General features: G+C 48.4%; 19 protein-coding genes. 5 read left to right on the top strand and 14 right to left on the bottom strand.

The window, feature by feature from the left end; genetic code table 11:
* Positions 1-229: 229 nt before the first annotated feature.
* Complete coding sequence (locus L2713_RS12000; protein ID WP_248968059.1) at positions 230-1,141, bottom strand: AraC family transcriptional regulator; 912 nt, start codon at positions 1,139-1,141, stop codon at positions 230-232.
* Positions 1,142-1,340: 199 nt separating this feature from the next.
* Between L2713_RS12000 and L2713_RS12005 the strand changes: the two genes are divergently transcribed.
* Complete coding sequence (locus L2713_RS12005; protein WP_248968060.1) at positions 1,341-1,868, top strand: (R)-mandelonitrile lyase; 528 nt, start codon at positions 1,341-1,343, stop codon at positions 1,866-1,868.
* Between the two features lie 96 nt (positions 1,869-1,964).
* The gene (locus L2713_RS12010; RefSeq protein ID WP_248968061.1) at positions 1,965-2,351 is read left to right on the top strand and encodes a cyclophilin-like fold protein; all 387 of its coding nucleotides are present in this window, start codon (positions 1,965-1,967) and stop codon (positions 2,349-2,351) included.
* Positions 2,352-2,440: 89 nt separating this feature from the next.
* Here the strand turns inward: L2713_RS12010 and L2713_RS12015 are convergent, their stop codons facing one another.
* The 4 genes from L2713_RS12015 to L2713_RS12030 form a co-directional block, all read right to left on the bottom strand.
* Positions 2,441-2,878 (bottom strand): (R)-mandelonitrile lyase, encoded by a 438-nt coding sequence (locus L2713_RS12015; RefSeq protein WP_248968062.1) that lies wholly within the window; start codon positions 2,876-2,878, stop codon positions 2,441-2,443.
* 106 nt (positions 2,879-2,984) lie between these two features.
* Positions 2,985-4,031, bottom strand: a complete 1,047-nt coding sequence (locus L2713_RS12020; RefSeq protein WP_248968063.1) for an NAD(P)-dependent alcohol dehydrogenase — start codon at positions 4,029-4,031, stop codon at positions 2,985-2,987.
* Positions 4,032-4,125: 94 nt separating this feature from the next.
* Positions 4,126-5,043 (bottom strand): alpha/beta hydrolase, encoded by a 918-nt coding sequence (locus L2713_RS12025; RefSeq protein WP_248968064.1) that lies wholly within the window; start codon positions 5,041-5,043, stop codon positions 4,126-4,128.
* Between the two features lie 496 nt (positions 5,044-5,539).
* Positions 5,540-6,790: an MFS transporter gene (locus L2713_RS12030; RefSeq protein ID WP_248968065.1), complete on the bottom strand. Its 1,251-nt coding sequence runs from the start codon at positions 6,788-6,790 to the stop codon at positions 5,540-5,542.
* Between the two features lie 272 nt (positions 6,791-7,062).
* On the opposite strand from L2713_RS12030, the gene L2713_RS12035 reads away from it, so the two are divergent.
* Positions 7,063-7,944: a LysR family transcriptional regulator gene (locus L2713_RS12035; protein ID WP_248968066.1), complete on the top strand. Its 882-nt coding sequence runs from the start codon at positions 7,063-7,065 to the stop codon at positions 7,942-7,944.
* A gap of 85 nt (positions 7,945-8,029) precedes the next feature.
* On the opposite strand, the gene L2713_RS12040 is transcribed toward L2713_RS12035, so the two are convergent.
* The 4 genes from L2713_RS12040 to L2713_RS12055 all read right to left on the bottom strand — a co-directional run bounded on the left by L2713_RS12040 (position 8,030) and on the right by L2713_RS12055 (position 14,954).
* Positions 8,030-11,932 carry a S8 family serine peptidase gene (locus L2713_RS12040; protein ID WP_248968067.1) on the bottom strand — a complete coding sequence of 1,301 codons (3,903 nt, stop codon included), beginning with the start codon at positions 11,930-11,932 and terminating at the stop codon, positions 8,030-8,032.
* 681 nt (positions 11,933-12,613) lie between these two features.
* Positions 12,614-13,018 (bottom strand): YbaY family lipoprotein, encoded by a 405-nt coding sequence (locus L2713_RS12045; RefSeq protein WP_011716717.1) that lies wholly within the window; start codon positions 13,016-13,018, stop codon positions 12,614-12,616.
* Between the two features lies 1 nt (position 13,019).
* Positions 13,020-13,886, bottom strand: coding sequence for an acyl-CoA thioesterase II (gene tesB / locus L2713_RS12050; RefSeq protein ID WP_011622398.1), 867 nt, complete (start codon positions 13,884-13,886; stop codon positions 13,020-13,022).
* A 114-nt stretch (positions 13,887-14,000) separates the two neighbouring features.
* On the bottom strand, positions 14,001-14,954 hold the full coding sequence (locus tag L2713_RS12055; protein WP_248968068.1) for an SDR family NAD(P)-dependent oxidoreductase: 954 nt from the start codon (positions 14,952-14,954) through the stop codon (positions 14,001-14,003).
* A 324-nt stretch (positions 14,955-15,278) separates the two neighbouring features.
* Here L2713_RS12055 and L2713_RS12060 point away from each other — a divergent pair, with 324 nt between their 5' ends.
* The gene (locus tag L2713_RS12060) at positions 15,279-16,154 is read left to right on the top strand and encodes a 1,4-dihydroxy-2-naphthoate polyprenyltransferase (protein WP_086904432.1); all 876 of its coding nucleotides are present in this window, start codon (positions 15,279-15,281) and stop codon (positions 16,152-16,154) included.
* 151 nt (positions 16,155-16,305) lie between these two features.
* Here the strand turns inward: L2713_RS12060 and L2713_RS12065 are convergent, their stop codons facing one another.
* Both L2713_RS12065 and L2713_RS12070 read right to left on the bottom strand, forming a co-directional pair.
* On the bottom strand, positions 16,306-17,115 hold the full coding sequence (locus L2713_RS12065) for a DODA-type extradiol aromatic ring-opening family dioxygenase (RefSeq protein WP_248968069.1): 810 nt from the start codon (positions 17,113-17,115) through the stop codon (positions 16,306-16,308).
* Between the two features lie 70 nt (positions 17,116-17,185).
* The gene (locus tag L2713_RS12070) at positions 17,186-17,665 is read right to left on the bottom strand and encodes a DoxX family protein (protein WP_109287798.1); all 480 of its coding nucleotides are present in this window, start codon (positions 17,663-17,665) and stop codon (positions 17,186-17,188) included.
* A 198-nt stretch (positions 17,666-17,863) separates the two neighbouring features.
* On the opposite strand from L2713_RS12070, the gene L2713_RS12075 reads away from it, so the two are divergent.
* Entirely contained in the window at positions 17,864-18,763 is a 900-nt protein-coding gene (locus L2713_RS12075) for a LysR family transcriptional regulator (RefSeq protein WP_248968070.1), read from the top strand.
* A 69-nt stretch (positions 18,764-18,832) separates the two neighbouring features.
* Here the strand turns inward: L2713_RS12075 and L2713_RS12080 are convergent, their stop codons facing one another.
* From L2713_RS12080 to L2713_RS12090, 3 genes are all read right to left on the bottom strand, one after another.
* Entirely contained in the window at positions 18,833-19,150 is a 318-nt protein-coding gene (locus tag L2713_RS12080; protein WP_248968071.1) for a hypothetical protein, read from the bottom strand.
* 232 nt (positions 19,151-19,382) lie between these two features.
* The gene (locus tag L2713_RS12085; protein ID WP_248968072.1) at positions 19,383-19,913 is read right to left on the bottom strand and encodes a hypothetical protein; all 531 of its coding nucleotides are present in this window, start codon (positions 19,911-19,913) and stop codon (positions 19,383-19,385) included.
* 108 nt (positions 19,914-20,021) lie between these two features.
* Positions 20,022-20,732, bottom strand: coding sequence for a hypothetical protein (locus L2713_RS12090; RefSeq protein ID WP_248968073.1), 711 nt, complete (start codon positions 20,730-20,732; stop codon positions 20,022-20,024).
* Between the last annotated feature and the right edge of the window lie 168 nt (positions 20,733-20,900).

The raw sequence follows: 20,900 nt of genomic DNA on the forward strand, positions 1-20,900 counted from the left end.
AGCGCACATAATAAATCATTTAAACGATTTCGTTTGTTACGAATAACTTACACTCTCAGGCCTTTGCTCTCACAATCAGCCTGTTCGGTACGACTGACTCCAAGCCATGTAACCCTGTCGTGCTTAAACCAAATCACTCACTCCAAACCACTTAAGCCCAATCAGTTATTCCACATCCGTGGCTCTAGATTATCGTGTCTTGCTTACTTGCTTAGCTTACTTGCTTAGCTTAGGTCGATGATAGCCAGTGGATATCGACATCTCGTTTGGGGGAATTACCAAATAGGCGCGAGTATTCACGGGAAAATTGCGATGGACTCTCATAGCCGACACGATAGGCGGCTGCGGCGGCATCTATGCTCTCGCTTAACATCAATCGGCGAGCCTCCATCAAGCGTAACCGTTTTTGATATTGCAGCGGACTCATCGAGGTCAATTGGCGAAAATGATGGTGAAAGGTCGATTTACTCATTCGGGTCATATCGGCTAAATCATCAATGCTAAAATGTTGGGCAAAATTCACCTTAAGCCACTCGATAGAATGGGCGATGCGTAAACCATGGCTGCCCGCCGAGACAATTTGCCTTAAGCGCGCGCCCTGCTCACTAATAAGCACACGCCAGTAAATCTCTCTTTTAATCAGAGGCGCAAGCACAGGAATCGATTCAGGCTCATCGAGTAAGGCGACTAACCGGCTGAAAGCATTCAACAAGCTTGGGGTGGAATGGCCTAAAATCATGCCTTGATCGGTAACCGTATCCTTATGCCTCGCCAAGGGTGTTTGCAACATTAAGTCACTCATCACCGCCAAATCGAGTTTCAGCACGACACCGAGGTAAGGTTTTTCAGCACTGGCCTCTAACACTTGCATGGTGGCGGGTAACTCTAAAGAAGTGATTAAGAATCGACTCGGATCGTAGATCAATACCTGCTCCCCGAGGGTCATGCTCTTCGTACCTTGCACCACAACTGCAATACTTGGCTCGACAATACAGACCGAATTGGAGGTGGGCGCATTCTGCCGATAAAACTCAAGCCCTTCGACCTCAGACGATGCCCATTCGACGCCAAGGGTTCTTTTGGCCACATTGTCGGCAAGCCCTTGGGATAAACAGGCCATCATTTCTTCATCTTGCATCATTCGTTTTCCTCCAGTATCGCAAGGTATTAGTCCTTCTAATTTATCTTACTCGCAACTTATCGCGTTAGCATACGAAATGCCTAACTCTTGGAGAATTAGGCAAGCATTACCGACGAATGAACTACCCTGCGCGCCTGCAAGCGGCAAGAATAAAGGATCCGAATAAGTGATTTTTTTGCCATTGAATAAGGATGAATCGATGAAACCCATGCATTTTGGATTAGGCTCCCTGCTATTGTTAACGCTTGGCGTTCAGGCAGCAGAGCCAGTACTAGCATCAGTGCCTGTGTCAGAGGCAAGACCTAAAACCGTGATTACTGCTGAGCAAATCAGTATTGCCCGCAATGGCACTCAACTCCCTGTGACAGGGCTCGAAGACTATTTTACCGGTCCAGTGCGCGTAGAGCCTTTATTCCAAGCCAAGGGCGAAGGTCGCGCATCTGGCGCCTTAGTCACCTTTGAGCCGGGCAGTCGCACCCATTGGCATACTCATCCCGTGGGGCAAACCTTAATCGTCACTTCTGGAATGGGTTGGGTGCAGCAAGAAGGTCAAACACGCCTTGAAATTCATCCAGGGGATGTGGTGCAGATCCCTGCGAATGTCAAACATTGGCATGGCGCGACGAGCATTACGCCCATGACGCATATCGCCATACAAGAAGCCAACGCGGGTAAGGTGATCACATGGCTAGAAAGTGTCTCCCCAGCTCAATATGACAAGCCCTGAATCAAGCTTAGCGACTCTTCGCCAAAGCAAGCTAAACCAAAGCAAGCTAAACCAAATCAAGTTAAAAACGCCATGACGTAATCTCAGGAGACTTCGATGAACATTAGTGTGACCGCAAACGGCAAAGCGTATCGATTTACCCTCCTCGATAATCCAACGGCAAAGGATTTCTACGCCAGCTTACCCCTAAAGCTAACGCTTAAGGACTATGCCAATACGGAAAAAATCGCCATGCTCGAGCAAAAGCTCACCAAAGCGCAGGCCCCCAAAGGCACCAGCGCTAAACGTGGCGATATCACCTATTATGCCCCTTGGGGTAACTTAGCTCTGTTTTATAGGGACTATGGGTATGCCGATGGCTTAATCCCGCTCGGCACTCTTAGTAACGAGACGAGTCAAGAGATGAGCAAAGCAATTAGTGAAGAATTTATCGAACTGCTTAGCGGCGACGATCTCGATGTGGTGTTCGATAAACAGCCCTAATCATCAAAAGCACAACATCAAAAGCAAAAAAGGCGACACTGAGTTCGCCTTTTATTTTTAAATTCCGAGCACTTGCGCCAGTGATTGAGTTACTCGCCGACACTGCCGCCATTTAAGTACACAGTATCAGTAACAGGCTCAAACCAATCAACAGGTTTACCATCAAGCGCCTCTTGAACGGCCACATGCTGCATGGAAGATGATGCTGTTGCACCATGCCAATGACGCTTACCACAATTACACCAAATCAAATCCCCTGGGCGAATCGTGGTGCGCTCCCCCCCTTCACACTGGGTCCAGCCTTCACCTTGGGTGACCAATAGCATTTGCCCGAGTGGATGGCTATGCCAATGGGTTCGTGCGCCCGCTGAAAAGTTCACTACGGCCATACCCACCCGCGCTGGTGGCGGCGCATTAAATAAGCTGCTGATCACCACCTCACCGGTAAACCATTCACTCGGTCCTTTAATCGGCTGTTGCGATCCTGCGGGGATCAGTGTCATGGATGCTGTTTCTAAGGTATTCATCAAAAACTCCTTTGCTGACGTTGTCTGAAGCTGATTTAAAAGTGATGGCGGCATGGGGAATGGTCCGCAAACCGCTCTTTTAACAAATGAAATAACCATCTTAAGCCTAGAAGGAAGATGCCTGCATATCGATCACAAATCGGTAATGCACGTCGGATTTTCCCAACCGCTCGAAGGCGTCATTAATCTGCTCCATTTTGATCATCTCGACCTCAGGCAAAATGTTCATCCGGCCGCAGAAATCGAGCATCTCCTGAGTCTCGGCAATGCCACCAATGAGTGAGGCGGCAATACGGCGACGTCCCATCACCATAGGCACAGTATTTACTTCAGCAATCGGCCCCACTTGACCGACTAAGGTGAGCGTGCCATCCACATTCAATAATGGCAGGTACGGGGTAATGTCATGCTTTGTTGGCACGGTATCGATGATAAGCTCGAAGCGATTAGCGGCTTGCTGCATGCGCTCAAGATCTGAAGAGATCAAAAAGTCACTCGCACCGAGTTCAAGCGCATCGCTGCGCTTACTTTCCGAGCGGCTTAGCACAGTCACATGGGCGCCCATCGCGGCCGCAAGTTTGATCGCCATATGGCCTAAACCGCCCATACCAATAACAGCAACTTGACTGCCAGGCCCAACGTTCCAAGTTCTTAACGGCGAATAGGTGGTGATCCCCGCACAGAGTAAGGGCGCGACTTTAGCAAGGTCGAGCGATGCCGGAATACTCAGCACAAACTCTTGGCGCACTACGATATGCTTGGCATAGCCGCCTTTGGTAAGCTCTTGGGTGTGTCTATCGGCACTGTTGTAGGTTTGGGTAAAACCCTGCTCACAAAACTGCTCTTCACCGTGGTGACAGTGGGTACATTCCTGACAACTGTCGACCATACAGCCCACAGCGACATGATCGCCCACCTTGTATTTGTTCACTTGGCTGCCCACTTGCACCACGCGGCCAACGATTTCATGGCCTGGTACAGTAGGATAAACCGTCCAGCCCCAATTGTTTTTCACTGTATGTAAATCGCTATGACAGACGCCGCTATAGAGAATTTCGATAGCGACATCGTTGTCCCGTAATTCACGGCATTCATAGTGATAAGGTTCAAGCGGGCTTTTCGCCGACGCTGCGGCATATCCAATGGTTTGCATATTTCATCCCCTGTGGATTGAGGCAGAAACGTAGAATGACACGCTTCTGCGAGAAATAATCAAGGCCAGCAAAAGCGCTGGCCCGTGAGCTAAATTACAGATATTGAGTGAAAAACTGCGTCAACTTATCGAAGGGGATCAGGTTCACTCTGTCATACAAGTCAACATGGCCAGCACCTTTTACCAGATAGAGTTCTTTAGGCTCCGCTGCGAGGCTGTAGGCTTCTTGGCTAAACTCCAGTGAGTGCGCTTCATCGCCAGCAACAAATAACAAGGGGCGCGGAGAAATAGACTCAATATCGTTAAATGGATAGAAATTCATAAACTTAGTGTTACTGCTCAGGGTCGGATGCGTCGTCAGCTCAGGCGATGATCCCGCTGGCGTAAACTCTCCCCTTGGGGTGCGATAGAAATCATAAAACTCCTTAGCAATGGGGTGAGAGTTTTCATCGATTTCATGGGGCGTACCGCCAGTGTATTGAGTTTGACCGCCGCTAAACTCCACATAACGCTGCGCGGCCGCCTCGGCGATCATTTGTTGGCGCTGCGCTAAGGTCAACGACTTGCCATAGAGATGACGGCTAAATCCGCCCATGTCATACATGCTGACGGTAGCAATGGCTTTCATGCGTGGATCAATTTTCGCGGCGCTAATGGCAAAACTACCGCTGCCACAGATCCCGAGCACGCCAATGCGCTCTCTGTCGGCAAACTCGCTAGTGCCCAGAAAGTCTACCGCGGCGCTAAAGTCTTCAGCGTACATGTCTGGCAGCACGGCATTGCGGGGATTGCCCTCACTCTCACCCCAGAAGGATAAGTCGATGGCAATAGTTACAAAACCACGATCGGCCAGTTGCTGGGCATAGAGCACGGCGCTTTGTTCTTTTACCGCACCCATAGGGTGGCCTACGATAATGGCGGCGCGTTTTTCGCCTGCCTTCATATCCTTAGGCAAATAAAGATTGCCCGTGACATTCATCTTGTATTGATTTGGAAAAGTTACTTTTTGCATAGTCAGGGTTTCACTCCGATAAAATTGTTAGCACCATGGGATAAATCACCCTAATGGCCCGATGTTGCCGCAAAGGCCGACAAGCTGGTATTTATCAACAATGCCGTTATCAGCAATGCCGCCAAAGACAGCGCGCCGTTTGATACCTTCATATTCAGCCCTTAATAGGGAACAGACATGTCGCTTAAGCGAGATGAGTTAAGTGTCGCGGCAACTCATGCTGAAATTGTCGACAAAATGACCACGATATTGAAGCCATGAAACTCGTGGTTACTTGCCTAAAACTCCAAAAATGCGGAAATCACGCAGTGAGAGATAAGGAAATGGATGCCAGATAAGGCAGCAGAAATGTCGCGATCTGCTGTATGTATCGGTTTAACGCGAATACCCGCGAGGGCAAATTAGGTGTACAAAAAGGCCAACGGGGAGTCGTTGGCCTAAGCGTTTATCAAATATTAAATCTATGGCGAAGAGCTGCGCCAACGGGCCTAGCAAACTAGAGCGTCACGCGGCTCATCTGGGTCTGGTGATAACGCAACCGACCGATAGCTAAGGCGATTAATGCAAGGAGTGTTAATGATCCCATCACCACTCCCTGCCACTCGGCTTTATGCCAAAACAGCATCAGGTAAGGCCCGCCCAGCGCGGCGCCTAAGTAATAGCAACATAAATACAGCGAAGTCGCTTTAGCGCGGTCGCGGCTTGCGCGCATCGCCACAAAGGAGTTGCAGCAGCTGTGGGTTAAGAAGAAGCCACAGGCCGTCATCAAAAAGCCTAGGCTAATCGTGACTGGCGTATCGAACAGGGTCAATAAACTGCCCAGCAACATCAAACACCAAGACCATTGATATAACTTGTGCTGACCAAATTTTGCCAGCCACTTGGCAGTAAAATAGGAGGCCACGGTACCACTGGAATAACACAGGAAGATCAAGGTCGCTTGGAAACGGCTCCACTCGTAGGGTGCGGCCATCAAATGCAGCTGAATAAAGCTAAATTGATTCACCATCATCATAAAAGTGATCCCCCCGATGGCATAGGCTAAACGCATCTGCGGATCGGTTAGGTGATGGCTAAAGCCATAAATATCCTGTAATAAACGTGCCCGTTTTGACAGTGTTGGCGAGGTGGCTTGTCCGCCCGATACCGCCTGGGCATCGGCCCCAGAAGGCAATAAATAACTGGTTAAGGCAACACCCGCAAGCGTGACTAAAAACAGCAACCACATGGACTCTTGCCAAGATAAAAACTGCGACATCACCCCGCCCAGTAACCGACCGACAATCCCGCCGATGCTATTGGCCATGATATAAATGCCCGCCGCTTTGAGCATAGTGCTTGGCGAGAGTTGCTCCTTAAAATAGGCCATGGCAATGGCGGGGACCGCCGCTAACAGCACGCCCTGTAAAAAGCGTACGTAGACAAGAGCATTAAAATCCCCAGCCCAAATCAACAGCAGATTCGAAAGTGCCAGTAGCCAGAGACTCACTACAATCGGCGTGTGGCGGCCAATTCTGTCGGACACAACCGCATAAATTAACAGCGAAAACGCCAGCGAAAAGCTGGTAACCGAGAGGATAAGCGTTGCCTTAGAGCCAGATACCGCAAAATGCTCGGCGATCAGCGGTAACATGCCCTGCATCAAATACAGATTGATATACACCACCACGGAAGCCACACACAGGGCCCACATCAGTCGGGTATCACGTTGTTTACTGTCGATAATAGTGTCTAACACGGCTTGCACTTTTGGCCTCGATAACGCATCACACTTAGGATAGACAAAGATTAGCACTGGGCATAACATAACAATAATAGATAATTTATATTGAAATTATTGATTTTTGTTATAGCTAACAGTTGCGATACACCCTGTTATCGGCCAAGCAATGCGAGATACGACAGTACAGGGTTGTAGCGCATTATTAACCCTTAAAGCACAGTGCCCTCAAGCATAAGAATAATCGTGCATAAGTGCGCTTGAGCATAAGTACCATCCAGCATAAAAGATGAATCATCATGGATATACGCCAACTTAAACATTTAGATGCACTGGCCAATACCGGCAGTTTTACCGCCGCGGCCAAGAAGCTCAATATGGCGCAGCCGGCTCTAAGCCAAAGCATTAAACGGCTCGAGCAGTCGCTTGGGGTGACTCTGATTAATCGCACCAGCAATAAGAATGACAAGCACCTCGCGCTCACCGCCGAAGGCTTAGTGCTGCATCAACATGCCACTATGATCCTAAAACAAATCAAACAGGCCGAAGCGCAAATCCGCGCTATGGCGAATCTCACCTCTGGGGAAGTGAGGATCGCGGTGCCGGGCATGCTGGGCTCCTTCTATCTGCCCTCTCGACTTATGGCGTTTCGCCATCAATATCCCGAGTTAAAGCTGTCACTGTTCGAAGGCGGTACCCGTGACGCTCTGCGGATGTTACAGCAGGAAGAGGTGGATATCGCCATCATCACCGCCCAAGATTTACAGAGTGACTTCGATAGTCAATTGTTGATCCGTGAGCAGATGGTGATCGCCATGGGCGCCGAGCACCCGCTCGCCGATCATCCAGCCGTCAGCCTCAACGACTTCTTTGACCATGAATTAGTGATGTTTAAAACCGGCTATTTCCACCGGGAATGGATCCTCTCCCAGGCCAAAGAATTGGGTAAAAAGCCCAATATCGCCTTTGAGACCAACCTAATTAACTTAATCAAACAGATTGTGTCACAGGGATTTGGGATCACTAGCGTGCTCGAAATGGCCATCAGTCCAAAAGATGACATTCTCGCCAAACCCTTTGACCCACCGGTGTTTTTAAATCTGCATATCGCGTGGAAAAAACAGCGCCCCGTCAGCCAAGCCGACCGCGCCTTTGTGGAATTTTTAATGAAAAACCGTTAACAAAAAGCAATAAAAAGGGCCGATTACTCGGCCCTTTTAATGCGTCACCTAACGCTTAAGGTGAAATCATTTAACTCATCGCAAATTAACGCTGTTTACGGCGACCAAAGGCAAATGGCAGCAGTAATAAACTTAACCAGCCTAAAGCACCACCGTCATCCTTCTTCGGCGGAGTATCGGTAATCGATACCGACACTAAGCTCGAATCGCTGTTGCCGTGGTTATCGGATACGGTCAGTTGGAATGACACGGTTTGTGCCGCACCATTCACACTTGGCGCCACTAAGTTTAATTTGGCCGCTGCGGGGTCAAAATTAAAGCTGGTGCCACCTAACTGCGTCCACTTGTAGGTCAGCGGATCATTGTTCGCATCCGATGATTTGCTCGCATCGATAAACAGCGGCTTACCTTCTTGGACTGTGGTTGGCGCTTCAACCTTAGCAACTGGCGCCACTTCAGACACATCAAACTGGTAACTTTGAGTCAGGGTTTCTGACGAGGCATTGTTGACCTTGTTTGTTAGGCTTAACTGATTATCGACACTCGCCTTACGTGGAACCAACTCAAAGCTGATGTCTTTCGCGTCAGCGCCCGATGGCATCTCGACCGTCCAAGTGATCTTATTACCATCTTGCTTACCGTCATGGCTGATGTTAGCCACTTCATGGCCTTCAGGCAGCATAGCTTCTAAGTTATACACACGTGTTTCTTGGGTTCTGTTGGCTTCGATGCGGGTTTTCATCATCTTCGCCACGCCCGGTGTCAACTGACCACTTAGCGCATTGCCCAGAGGCGATAGCACATCATCACCGACACGTTCAAAGACAACGGGTAACTTCACTGGCGCCACTTTGTCATCACCCGTGGTGAGGGTCAGCATGGCTAACCCATCGTCACCCACTTTGAGCGCATCCTTCCACGCCAGCTTGACGTCGAAGTCCTTAGTATCGCCAGAAAGCGTCGCCGTTAGGTTATCCGCTGCGGTTTCATTGTTGTAGAAGGTTAATTGCTTCAAACCAAACACGTCATCGGCCGTCGCGGATGAGGCGCTGTAGTTTTGCACAATCACATAGTAACTGCCCTTCACCGGATTATTGAGTAAGACACTTTCCTCTGAACCGTCTTTAGCCGATGAACCCACTCGCACAAGTTTGCTGCCATCGTTTTTATCGAGTAGCACGTACATATCGAGATCAGGCGATGTGGTGTAGCTAATTGAAGTACGGAAGAACAGTGCATTCTCATTCACGTCAAACTTAAACACTTTGACGCCATCGGCGAGATCATCAGTGTATGAGGCATTGTTCGAGTCTTGCTTCACGCTTGACTCAATGGTTTGGCTCAGCTTAAGGCCCGTCACTTCGGCGCCCACGCTGGCAAAATCTACCGCCTTTAAGCCTTCAAGATTGATTTCATCCGCATTACGGGTCGCTTCAATGTTCACTAAATTGGGCAGGTTACGCTTACCAATCTTAGCGGCAATCGGCATAGTCGCCGTTGGGAAGCTTGCCGACTCGAGCACTAAGTTGCCAAAGCCCCAATCTGCGCCCACTTGCGTCACATCGGCGGTCACGGTAATAGTTTGGCTCGCGCCTTTTTTCAGGGTAAAGCTTTCTGGCGACACTGTTAATGCTAACTTATCGGTCACCGCTTGGCCCTTCGCCGTCCAACTACCATCTTGGGTTGCGGTTACGGTACGGGTCCAAGTACAGGTATTCACGCAGCGAGAATCGGCCATGCTTGGCACGTTTAACTTACGTGGGTCGCCGTTCACAACTGGGTTGGCTATTTCATAGTTCAGGGCACTTTCGTCCATCACTAAACCCGTTTTAGCCGCTAGATCCACACGTATACGGCCAGCGCCCACATCGAACGGATCGGCAACGGTTTTAGCATCGGCTTTTTTCATCGCCTGCGCGGTCGTAGCGGTCAGCATTAATGCGGAGCGGATATTGTCCGGTGTCCAATCCTTGTGCAGTGACTTTAACAGCGCGCCCGCACCCGCAACATGGGGGCTTGCCATTGAAGTGCCCGACATTAAGGTAAAATCGGCAGGATTTGTACCCGATTTATCATGGCCAAATTGTTGATCAGCATAAGCAGCGTAAATATCCGTACCTGGAGCGGCCACCGAAGGCACAATCACATCATTGGTCGCATTTGGGCCAATCAGTGAACTGGCAGATAACACATCGGCCTCACGGCTAATCGCTTGCGGTGTCGGGGTTAAGGTTAGCTCTACTGCTGGATTGGCGGCCATGGCCTCGAGTAAGGCTACGCCATCGGTATTTCCAATAAATACCGCAGGGACATTTAACTTCTCCAATGCCGACATGGTTAAACGCGCATTGCCTTCACCATCACGGTTGTACACGATAACCGCTTTAGCGCCCGCCGTTAATGCACCCGATACTTTAGTGGCGAAATCACATGAGCCCCGTTTGATAACGGCAATTTTGTCTTTAAAGGCATCGGCAGGGAATACTTTACAGCCTTCCACATTGGTCGCATCAACTGCGCCTGCAAATACGGGCAGTCCTTTCACAACGTCGGTTTGCACAGGGCCAGAGCCAGGGGTGAACTCAAAAGTCTTACCATTAAACTCCAGCTCACGTACCACTTCACGATTGTGAGTCGAGTTAGCTACCGAGGTATACCAAGGTGCGTTTTTAGACGATGAATAAGGTACCTGCGCGATGTTTGCCCGGGTGTTACCCGCCGCAACCGCAGCAAAAATACCCGCATTACGCGCCGCTAAGAAGCCCTGCTCTGTCGCGCTGTTCCATGGATTGCCGCCGCCACTGATGGAGAAGTTGATCACGTCTACGCCATCTTTAATCGCATCATCAATCGCTTTTAAAATCGGTGCTGTTGAACAGCCATTGTAAGTATCTTCTTGATCGCCAGGCTTACAGACTTGATAGGCAATAATGTTTGCGTGGGGAGCCACGCCGGACATTTGCGCAAACGTTAAGCCAGTCGGGATCCCCGAACCTTCGAGTTTACCTACTTCTCCCTCAACATAAGGTACATTGAGCAGAATGTTTCCTGCCGCGGTGCTGGCAACGTGGGAGCCATGACCACCGTAATCTTCGCCGTTTTTAGCGGGCGGCGTCGCGCCGAAAACCTTTTCATCATCATAGACATCGGTGATTTCAGGGTAGCTGCGCACACCAATCAGCTTGTCGTTACACATGCTGGCAAAATCGGTTTTACAGTCACCAACATAAATCCCTTGACCTAAGGGGTTGGTGTGATCGTAACCATCTTCACCCACATCGGCGAAAGAGGCGTGATCAGAGTTAATCCCTGAGTCGATAATCGCCACAATCACGCCTTCACCCATGGCCTTAGTGCCCGTTGCACTACCGTCCCACACCTTTGGGGAGCCGATCAGTGCCTGACTCACATCGGTTTCGAGCTGTTCGATTTTCTCGCGCTCGATATAAACCACTTCAGGTAATTCGGCCAGTTTGATGGCTTGCGCCTGAGTCATACGTACGGCAACACCGTTGATGGCGTATTGGTAAGTGGTCAGCGGCTCAAGACGGCTACCAATGGCCGCGCTGGCACTTGTTAAAAAGCGCTCTTGCTTGACCTTGAGGAAACTGACGTAATTTTTGACTTCAGGTGCAGCGGCATTCAGTTTGACATTACCTGTCTTACCAGAGCTTTTTGCCTGTGAGGTCGACTGTACATGTTGTGGGCTAGTGGCCTTAAAGCCTGGAATATCCCCCTGATAATTCGCGACCGCGCTGTCACGTAATCTCACGATATAGGTATATTCTCCCTCGGCTAAATCTGGCTCAGGAATAAATTTTACATCTTGGTTGTTAACCGCTGTTAATTGACCTCGGGTCGAATCATTTGATAATTCCGCTGGAATATCTAACTGTAACGTTTCACCAGTTGGCGATAATACGGTTTGCGCATTTGCCGCAGCCGACAGCAATGCCATAGACACCGCTAGTGCAATTTTTGTTTTCATGTTCGCTTCCTTCGCTATATTAAAATTACTGCCGAAAGTTCCATTTTTAATATTTATTCAGTACAGCAACATCATAAAATGACTGTAACTGAGAGAACTTTACCGCAGCGTTTTAACACGCAGTGATACATATTGAAACACCTTATTAACCGAATAATTACCCATAAAATCAATTAATAAGAATAGCGTACCCAATAAACATTCATCGCTTACCGGTTAACGGAATGCAAGCTGGTTTACACTGCGAAAGGGAGTTTTAGCAAGTGCTTAAAAAGCAAATAAAATTTATTATCACTCATTAATAAATCCTTTTATTAAATGATAATTAACAGTATGAGAAACTGATAAACAAAGATGAAAACGGATTAGTTTTAGATGAAATAATTTCAAGCAGACATAATTTCTCACAATTAAGGCTGTGATGAGTTAGAAGATTGCATGAACAAATAACCAGCATGTTATTTAACGAATGTCGTACTTATTTATCTAAGTCACAGTCATACGAAACACACTGTACGAAATACGCAGTACACAATATGCAGTATGGCCACCCAGTAAGACCGCCGGATAAAAGAACTGAAAAAATTGCTGAGTAAAAAAAAAGCAATAAAAAAGGGGATTAACTCCCCTTTTCGATAAAATGCAATCACGCATCCTGCCAATAGGCTTTAAAACATTCGACTACTGCTCAGTGCGAACCGCTTTCATCAATACTTCAGTGGTGTATTTATCATTGTTAATCACAGGGAAGCGGTCATAGGTTTGAAAAATCACCTTATCCTGATACTTGATCATGGCCACCACGCCGTAATTAATGCGTTTATCGATAGATTTCGCCGGTAATAAGAACTTAAACGGCACAGGCGCCCTAGCGATATTAAAGCTCTTTTGGGCAATAATGACGCCGGGCGTGTTCAAATCGATGATCGCAATGGTAATTTCACTGCCTTGGGGCAGGAGAATTTTTTCCAAATAGCCCGCCGCCCCATTAACCACCACCGGAGGATCGGGTTGAACCGTCACGCAGCCACTTAAGGCAAATGTCACCAGTAAAAATGACATAAACAACTTTATTTTCATCAACATATTAACTTCCTTTTACCATACGGATCAGCCCCTCTTGAGTCGTCGAGGCGACAAGCTCACCCTGCTGATTAAAAAATTGGCCTCGTACATAACCTCGCCCACCACTGGCGGTTGGACTGTCGATACTGTAGAGCAACCATTCTCCCATATTAATTGGGCGATGGAACCACATCGCATGATCGATTGTTGCCATGCGGATCCCCGGCGTTAAAAACGACACGCCATGGGGCTGAGCCGCCGTGACTAAAAAGTTAAAGTCAGAGGCGTAGGCCAGCAAATACTCGTGAATATGGGCATCCGTTGGCATTGGCCCATTCGCCCTTAGCCACACATAGCGATAGGGTTCGGTTTCTTTGGGCGCGAAGGGATGCAAAGGATTGACTAACCGCATCTCAATCGGCGCGTCTTCCATAAATTTTTCGAGAATGCGCGCGGGCACTTTATCCCTTAAGGTCATCGCCAGCTCGTTTTGATTCAATAACCCTTCAGGGCCCGGCACCTCAGGCATTTGGGCCTGATGGTCAAAGCCCGCTTCGGGCTCTTGGAAGGAGCAGGTCATATGAAAAATCGGCCGACCCTTTTGTATTGCACTCACGCGTCTGGCACTAAAACTGCCGCCGTCACGCATATTTTCCACTTCATAGACTATGGGGAGCTTCTCATCCCCTGCGCGTAAAAAATAAGAGTGTAGCGAATGCACTTTACGCTCGGCTGGCACGGTTTGCTTAGCGGCGCTCAGGGCCTGCCCCATCACTTGGCCACCAAATACATGCCCAAATCCTAAGTCTTGGCTTTGACCACGAAACAGCCCGATTTCAATTTGCTCGAGGGATAATAATGATAAGAGATCGTCTAATACCTGACTCATGGGATCCTACTGAAAATTAGCAACTAATGCCCAAGGGTAACTCAGTTAGACTAGGGCTGACCAGTAGAGAGTCGATAGCTTATTGCATCTTGTGGCTTCTGCACGCCCAAAGCACTACTCAATCTTAATATGATGCTCAAGGGCACTCTGTTTTGACCAAGCCAACACTTTATCTTCGCCGCAGGTATGCAAATTAATCGGAAAGGCATAATGCAACTCGGGCCAGTACTTGATCAGTTTATCCGGTGTGCACAACCCATCACTGAAATAGATGGACTGAAATTCGGCAAACATCCCATGACTCACGCTGCCCGCCCCCGCGAGCAGATGCTGGCCATTCGGTGCGGCACGACTGACTAAAAATGCCATAGTCGCAGTTACCGTATCAAAGGAAAATAGCGGTTGAATCGCTGGGGCTAAGTGTTTATCGGTCATGGCCGTGAGCGCCTGCGGGCACAGGCTATTGATATGGATGTTATATTGCTCGCCCTCTAAGGAAAGGCTATTCACCATACCGACGAGGGCCATCTTGGCGGCGCTGAACGGAACCTGATGTAAGTCGCCAAACAACGCCGACACCCCTGTGGTCATCAAAATTCGGCCATAGCCATGGGCCTTCATCAATGGCCACAGGGCTTGGGTAAGATAAAAACTGCCGTTCACATCCACATCAAACTGTCGCTGCCAGTCGGCTTGTTGGATATGCTCGAAGGAGCACGCGCCGTAAACCCCAGCGTTATTGATCAAAATATCCACGCGTTGCCAATCTTGCTGTAGGCGATTCACCATCGACTTGACGTCATCCTGCTGGCTAACATCCACTTCAAAATACAGGCATTCTGCCCCGAGCTTTAAAATGGCCTGATGGGTTTGCTGCAGCTCTACGTTAGTTGCATGAGTTAAGTTAAAAGAGCTAGTTGCCCTCAATGCCTCGCCTTGGGATGGACTTCCCTTAGGTTGGTCAACTAATACCAGTTTGGCGCCCCGCTCAGCCAACATAATGGCATAGGCTCTCCCTAGCCCGGAGCCTGCTCCCGTTACCAACGCCACTTGATTATCGAAACGCATCCTATCGTATCCTTATCATTGACATTAACGCTAAACGCCACACAAAACCTTTCACCTCACAGCTCTGGTTATTGCAAAAATAGGGGTGAAGTTCATCGGCTTAACCGATGTTTGGCAGTGGATCACAGGGGATATAAAAACACAGGCATAGTGGATTTTCTTTGAACTTGGCGACAAATCTTTCTCCTGAAAGCGAAACATCTGTGCGCCAATTCAAACTCTATTACATGCGTGTATTAGATAGTACTCACTTTAACGCAAATTCTTGTTATGCTATGACGCTGTTCACTACCCAATTCTTTTCTTAGATAACGACTGGACATCATGAATCCTTGGATTTTAGCCATCAGGCCCCGCACCTTACCCGCGGCAATCGGTCCCCTATTAATCGGTAATATTCTGGCACTGCACCTTGAGCGTTTTAGCTGGTTAATTGCCGCCACCTCGATGTTGTGCGCCATCCTATTGCAGATCGCCGTCAACCTCGCCAATGACTACTTTGACTTTAAAAACGGCATCGATACTGCTGAACGACTCGGCCCGGTTCGCGTCACCCAGAGTGGCATGATCCCCCCCCATAAAGTCCGTAATGCGATGATCCTATGCTTAGTGCTGGCATTAACCGTAGGCTCGTATTTGATTTGGCACGGAGGCTGGCCGATTGCGATTTTAGCGGCGGCGGCCATTTTAGGCGCCCTCGGCTACAGCGGCGGCCCGTATCCTCTGGCATCACACGGGCTAGGTGAAGTCGCCGCCTTCGTGTTTTTTGGTTTAGTGGCTGTGGTCGGCAGTTATTATCTGCAGGCGGGTGATACCAATATGAATGCCTGGCTACTTGGCTGTGCCATTGGCTTATTTAACGCCGCCATTATGTTGGTCAACAACACCCGTGATATTCGCACCGACACCCAAGCGGGCAAACATACGCTCGCGGTGAGGATTGGCGAGGCGCAGGCCAAAGTTTTGTATCAAGCCTTAATTTACTTGCCCTTTGGTTTAGTGATCGCAGGATTCTTACTGGGCATTCTGCCGGGCTTACCGGTACTGCTGGCGGGCTTATCCCTGCTTATCGCCCGTAAACTCAGCAGCGATTTCTATGCTGTATCGGGTGAAGCGCTCAATCCACTATTGGGGCGCACGGCAAAACTCACCATGATATTCAGTACCCTATTCAGTGTGGGACTGGTGTTTACCGCATAAACGGGAATATCAACGTCTCGAGATTGTCCCAAAGTTGAGTTAAAGACCAGCCCGCAAGGCGGCTAGATAAAAATAGACCAAGCTTAAAATACAAAAAGGTTCGTCACGATGCGTTTAATACGCAACATGACGAACCTTTTACTTTTAGAGGTTAGGACCAGAGGTAACCCGATATTGCTGTGTTAAATAACAGGCCACTAAATTGATGTGTGGCTTTTGGCGTCTGCAAATGCGCCGCCCCAAAACACACATGCAAAGGAATTAAGTGCTCTTCCCTTGGGTGGCTAAAACGTGCCTCCGGCGCCGATTGCCAATCGATTAATTGTGCCTTGGCATGGCTATCGCCTGATGTCACGACATCGGTTAACCAAGTATCAAACCCTTGGCTGCGAGGCAACACCTTAGGATCGCTGGAGAAAAACGCGCGCATATTGTGAAACGACATGCCAGACCCCACAATCAACACCCCTTGCGCGCGCAATGTCGCAAGAGCCTCGCCGATAGCGATATGGGCGCTCGGGTCGAGGTGCTGCACTAAGGACATTTGCACCACAGGAATATTCGCCTCCGGATACATCAACTTAAGTGGCACAAAGGTGCCGTGATCGAATGCGCGCTGATTGTCGAGCCGCACCTCGATTCCACTCGCATTGAGCAAACCAGCAATGGTTTCGGCGAGCTGCGGCTCACCGGGCGCGGGATAAGAAAGCGTATAGGCCTCAGGTGGAAAACCATAGTAATCGAACAGCATGCCTGGATGGGGATGGCTCGACAGTGTCACCTGCGCCTCTTCCCAGTGGGCCGTCACCAATACAATGGCCTTGGGTGTTGGGATAGTATCCGAAACCTTGGATAAAAATGCCCTTAACTCCAGATGATTTGCATCATTGAGTAGCGGTAATGGCCCGCCACCATGGGGAACAAATAACACTGGCATTAAAGCGGAATTCGCGTGCGTCATAATAAACTTCTCTTGATGAAACCGTTAGTTGTCACTTGTAAATTAGAACTTGCCAGCCTTGTGGCTAAGATTAGAAAGCTGCTTTCATGTCCACCAGCTGACGTTGAAAACGCACCAATCTATCAACGGTTTCATCGAGCTTGATGATTAAAAACAACAGCGCAGATAAAGACAGTGCGGGTAACGCGCTCAGGGTGGTTTCGTAATTAAAGTGGTAATAAATGGCCCCCATCATCACCGACAGTAATGCCGTCGCCGACAGGACTCGGTATTCACGCCAGCCAATGCCAATGGCGCCCAGCACTTCAATCACACCGATAAAATAGCCAAAACCTGTGGGCAAATTCATCACGCTAAAAGGCACATGGAAAAACGGCACGCTGAGTAACTTGCCCATGCCCGAGAATAAAAACACTATGCTCATCGCAAGTGTCACCACCACCGCCGCACGATTTAAGGTATTGGCACAGATAAAGAGTTTTTGAGGGTCTGTCTCGGCCGCGGTTTTATCTGCATTGCCTTTGGCTAAACATAATTGATTTATCGACATAACTACCTCATTACTCATCTCTTTTAGACTCAGTTCAGCGTAACTCTCGCTAAACGGCACCCTAAACGCAAAGTAGTGGACTCGCATTGAGCCCACTACTGTCATATGGCGGAATTATGCGCCCACAAAAAATAAATAAATATGGAATAATATCTAACATCTCCTAAAATAATTCTTTATTTGTTTAAGAGTCTTGCCATGACCTTAGAACAACTGCTGATGTTCAATACCGTCGCCCTCGCCGGCTCACTAAAGGCCGCCAGTGACAAACTTCATAAGACCCAACCAGCGATCAGTCAGAGCATTAAACAGCTGGAATCCCAGTTAGATTTAGTGCTGTTCGACCGCCAAGGGTATCGCTTGACGCTTACCCAAGAGGGGCGAAAGCTGCTGCAATACGCCCAGCGCGTACTGAATGAAGCGCAGGAGATGCGACAAGTCGCTAAGCATTTAGCCAAAGGTAACGAGGCCAGTATCACCTTGGCCTTCGAGGCCTCCTTTAACCTTACCCGTATCTTGCCGATGCTGGAGCGAACACAAAATGAGTTTCCGCACACTCAAATCATTCTTAAACAAGAATATTTAACCGGCGCACTCGAAGCCTTAAATCAAGGCGAAGCCGATATTGCAATTTCAGCGGGCGGCATTGATCCTGTCCGTTCCAGCCATTTTGAGCTGGCCTACTTATTTTCAGGCAGTCTGTTAGATGTGGCCTCGCCGCGTTTACTGAGTCGGCACCCTACCCTGAGCCATGTGCGCGAATTGGTGAACGAGTACCAAATTGTGATCCAAGATACTGGCACCGGCACCGCCAATATCGAATTTGGAGTGCAAGCAGGGCAACGCCGTTGGTACGTTAATGATTTTTATACAAAGAGAATGCTCATTCAGAGCGGCATGGGCTGGGGAAAATTACCACATTATTTGGTGGAGCAAGCCCTTGCGGATGGAAGTTTACTGCCACTGGAGCTGCGGGAAAGGCAAAACCTTATCCAACTCGATTACTATGTGATGCGCCCGCCCCACTCGCCCTTAGGCCCAGTAGCGCAGGCACTGTGGGAAAACCTAGTCCAATTAGCCGCAAAGCAAAGCGCCTAAACAATCAATCTAGGTAACACACGCTCAAGATATGTCGATAGAATAAGCATTTATGGAGCAGTCACAGAACTAATGGCGGAGCAGATTCAACCATTCTTGGGAATTGGCCAAAATAAATTGATACACGCTGCCATCATCCAAAGTGATTTTTATCGCATCAGAAGTCACTGGTAAAATGCCGCCGCCCTTACCCCAACAGGATTCAACCTTGGCGATATCCTTTCTTTGCAGCTGATATGGCCCGAGTCCTAAGGTTTTATTGTAGGGGGAAAAACAAACCATCTGATCGGTGACAGTTAACTGGCCATCGGCTCGCGCCACACCATCTTGCGCCGTCGCGATAGCAGATCTGATTAGGTTTTCTTGCATAGTTGGGCTTTGTTGCATAGCTTCACTCCATCGAATAGTGCTAACAGCATAATTTCCAACATACCAAACACTGCGGGGATGTCAAGTTTTCGATATTCACTTGCACTCTACTACTCATAACAGGCTCTTACGATTGCCCTTCACGAAAGCACCTGACGAAAGCTCATCACAAAAGCCCATCACATTAGCCCCTAAAGCTGACGCATACACGATTAGGGATAAAAATAGGTTAACTATGAGTAGAAACAGATTACTGCTCAAAATAAATGGCAGCCTCTTCACGCACATGATCCGAATTAAGCGCCCAAAACGATTCGGAGATAATGGGTCTATCACTGTCAGATATCCAAATAATCCAATAACTCACATCGGGAAACTGCCCTATCACCTTTTTCATGGCCGCCAAATACATGCCATAGAGTTGCTCCATAAACTCCAGCGCGACCTCTGTGTAACAAAAATCCCCATCCGTCACTGTGTAAGCCTGTGAAAATACTTGATATAAGGCTTTGTAAGCATGCTTAACCTTCGCGAAATGATCATCGTGCCATTCGAGCCATTCATCGGGAATGTATCGGCTGTAAGTATCTGTGGGGTCGGCTAAATCAGACTCACAATTCGTCACCGCAATGGGATACGCCATTTCCAGATCTTCCCCCAGCAATAACGCATAACCGTAGGGGGATTTTTGAGCACTTGCCGCCTTGATAGAAGCAATAAGTTCAGCCTCAAAGAGCCGTTGAATAGTTGCGAGTGATTGAATAATATCGGTTTTCATCATGTTGATACTGTAAAAGCCTATCGTTGGTTTAGCCTATCATCTGCGGTCGCTGTGACCTAATTTGTCCCAAATCACGCTCAGTTATGCCTACACGGCGAATACATTCGCTCAGCGTTGATAATAAACAATTGACCAAAAATCAAACTGTTCACCTTTGGCGGCGCACCAATCCGGAAAAGGCTCATCCCCAGCAAGCGTGGAATACTCCTCCCAGCAATTAACCATCGACAGGTAATAATCATGCCTGTTTTGCAGCCTTGATTTACGCTCAATCGTCTGTAATCGCGTGATTAATGCTTGTGCTGACGCTAGCGAGTCTTTTGCCCGTGATATATCACCCAGCAACACAGATTCCGATAGATGGTGGGTCTGAAAATCGACACTGTTTAAGTGAGACAACGCGACTTGAGTGAGGCAAATTTCATCGCTAGGCTCGAGCGCTAACGCTCTTTCATAGGAATCGGTATCCCCAGCAATAAAGCCTAACCATTTGTGGGGGATGGGATTGTTAGGCTCATCTAACGTCCATTGGGTCAGCACGCCTTTTAGTAGAACGATGAGGGGATAAGCGAGTAACTGGTGTGTTTCACTGTGCCCAAAACCTAAGGAGGATAGCTCCTCTGCGATGTGCCTCTGCTCAGCCAAGGACAGGCTCTTACAGTGCGACACGAATTGGTTTACCGTCGCAATCGCTTGCTTCTTTAGCCCTTGTTCTTTTTGCAGGCAATATTGACCAAAAAGTTCATACCCCTTCAGGGCCGAATACTGAGTCCCTATCGCCTTTAATCCTTCAAAGTTATCGCTATTCCAGTAGTTCATAAGGTACTTCAATCAGTATTTAATCGCCTATGATTGCCCATATTGAGTCTTGCGGTAAACCAAATTTTGCCAATTAAAAAATAAATTTCCCACTAGGATATTGAATAATATAGTTTTACTGGATAAACCTTGATGTTCAAAACAGCACTAAATATCACAAAAATAAAG

Origin of the sequence: Shewanella seohaensis (assembly GCF_023283775.1) — a bacterium.
Lineage (GTDB): Bacteria > Pseudomonadota > Gammaproteobacteria > Enterobacterales > Shewanellaceae > Shewanella > Shewanella seohaensis.

Excerpts from the sequence above, each read along its gene's own strand:
- L2713_RS12000 (WP_248968059.1), bottom strand. The coding sequence starts at position 1,141 with ATGATGCAAGATGAAGAAATGATGGCCTGTTTATCCCAAGGGCTTGCC.
- L2713_RS12080 (WP_248968071.1), bottom strand. The coding sequence starts at position 19,150 with ATGCAACAAAGCCCAACTATGCAAGAAAACCTAATCAGATCTGCTATC.
- L2713_RS12085 (WP_248968072.1), bottom strand. The coding sequence starts at position 19,913 with ATGATGAAAACCGATATTATTCAATCACTCGCAACTATTCAACGGCTC.
- L2713_RS12045 (WP_011716717.1), bottom strand. The coding sequence starts at position 13,018 with ATGTTGATGAAAATAAAGTTGTTTATGTCATTTTTACTGGTGACATTT.
- L2713_RS12010 (WP_248968061.1), top strand. The coding sequence starts at position 1,965 with ATGAACATTAGTGTGACCGCAAACGGCAAAGCGTATCGATTTACCCTC.
- tesB (WP_011622398.1), bottom strand. The coding sequence starts at position 13,886 with ATGAGTCAGGTATTAGACGATCTCTTATCATTATTATCCCTCGAGCAA.
- L2713_RS12075 (WP_248968070.1), top strand. The coding sequence starts at position 17,864 with ATGACCTTAGAACAACTGCTGATGTTCAATACCGTCGCCCTCGCCGGC.
- L2713_RS12040 (WP_248968067.1), bottom strand. The coding sequence starts at position 11,932 with ATGAAAACAAAAATTGCACTAGCGGTGTCTATGGCATTGCTGTCGGCT.
- L2713_RS12065 (WP_248968069.1), bottom strand. The coding sequence starts at position 17,115 with ATGACGCACGCGAATTCCGCTTTAATGCCAGTGTTATTTGTTCCCCAT.
- L2713_RS12090 (WP_248968073.1), bottom strand. The coding sequence starts at position 20,732 with ATGAACTACTGGAATAGCGATAACTTTGAAGGATTAAAGGCGATAGGG.
- L2713_RS12070 (WP_109287798.1), bottom strand. The coding sequence starts at position 17,665 with ATGTCGATAAATCAATTATGTTTAGCCAAAGGCAATGCAGATAAAACC.
- L2713_RS12060 (WP_086904432.1), top strand. The coding sequence starts at position 15,279 with ATGAATCCTTGGATTTTAGCCATCAGGCCCCGCACCTTACCCGCGGCA.
- L2713_RS12025 (WP_248968064.1), bottom strand. The coding sequence starts at position 5,043 with ATGCAAAAAGTAACTTTTCCAAATCAATACAAGATGAATGTCACGGGC.
- L2713_RS12015 (WP_248968062.1), bottom strand. The coding sequence starts at position 2,878 with ATGAATACCTTAGAAACAGCATCCATGACACTGATCCCCGCAGGATCG.
- L2713_RS12020 (WP_248968063.1), bottom strand. The coding sequence starts at position 4,031 with ATGCAAACCATTGGATATGCCGCAGCGTCGGCGAAAAGCCCGCTTGAA.
- L2713_RS12005 (WP_248968060.1), top strand. The coding sequence starts at position 1,341 with ATGAAACCCATGCATTTTGGATTAGGCTCCCTGCTATTGTTAACGCTT.
- L2713_RS12055 (WP_248968068.1), bottom strand. The coding sequence starts at position 14,954 with ATGCGTTTCGATAATCAAGTGGCGTTGGTAACGGGAGCAGGCTCCGGG.
- L2713_RS12035 (WP_248968066.1), top strand. The coding sequence starts at position 7,063 with ATGGATATACGCCAACTTAAACATTTAGATGCACTGGCCAATACCGGC.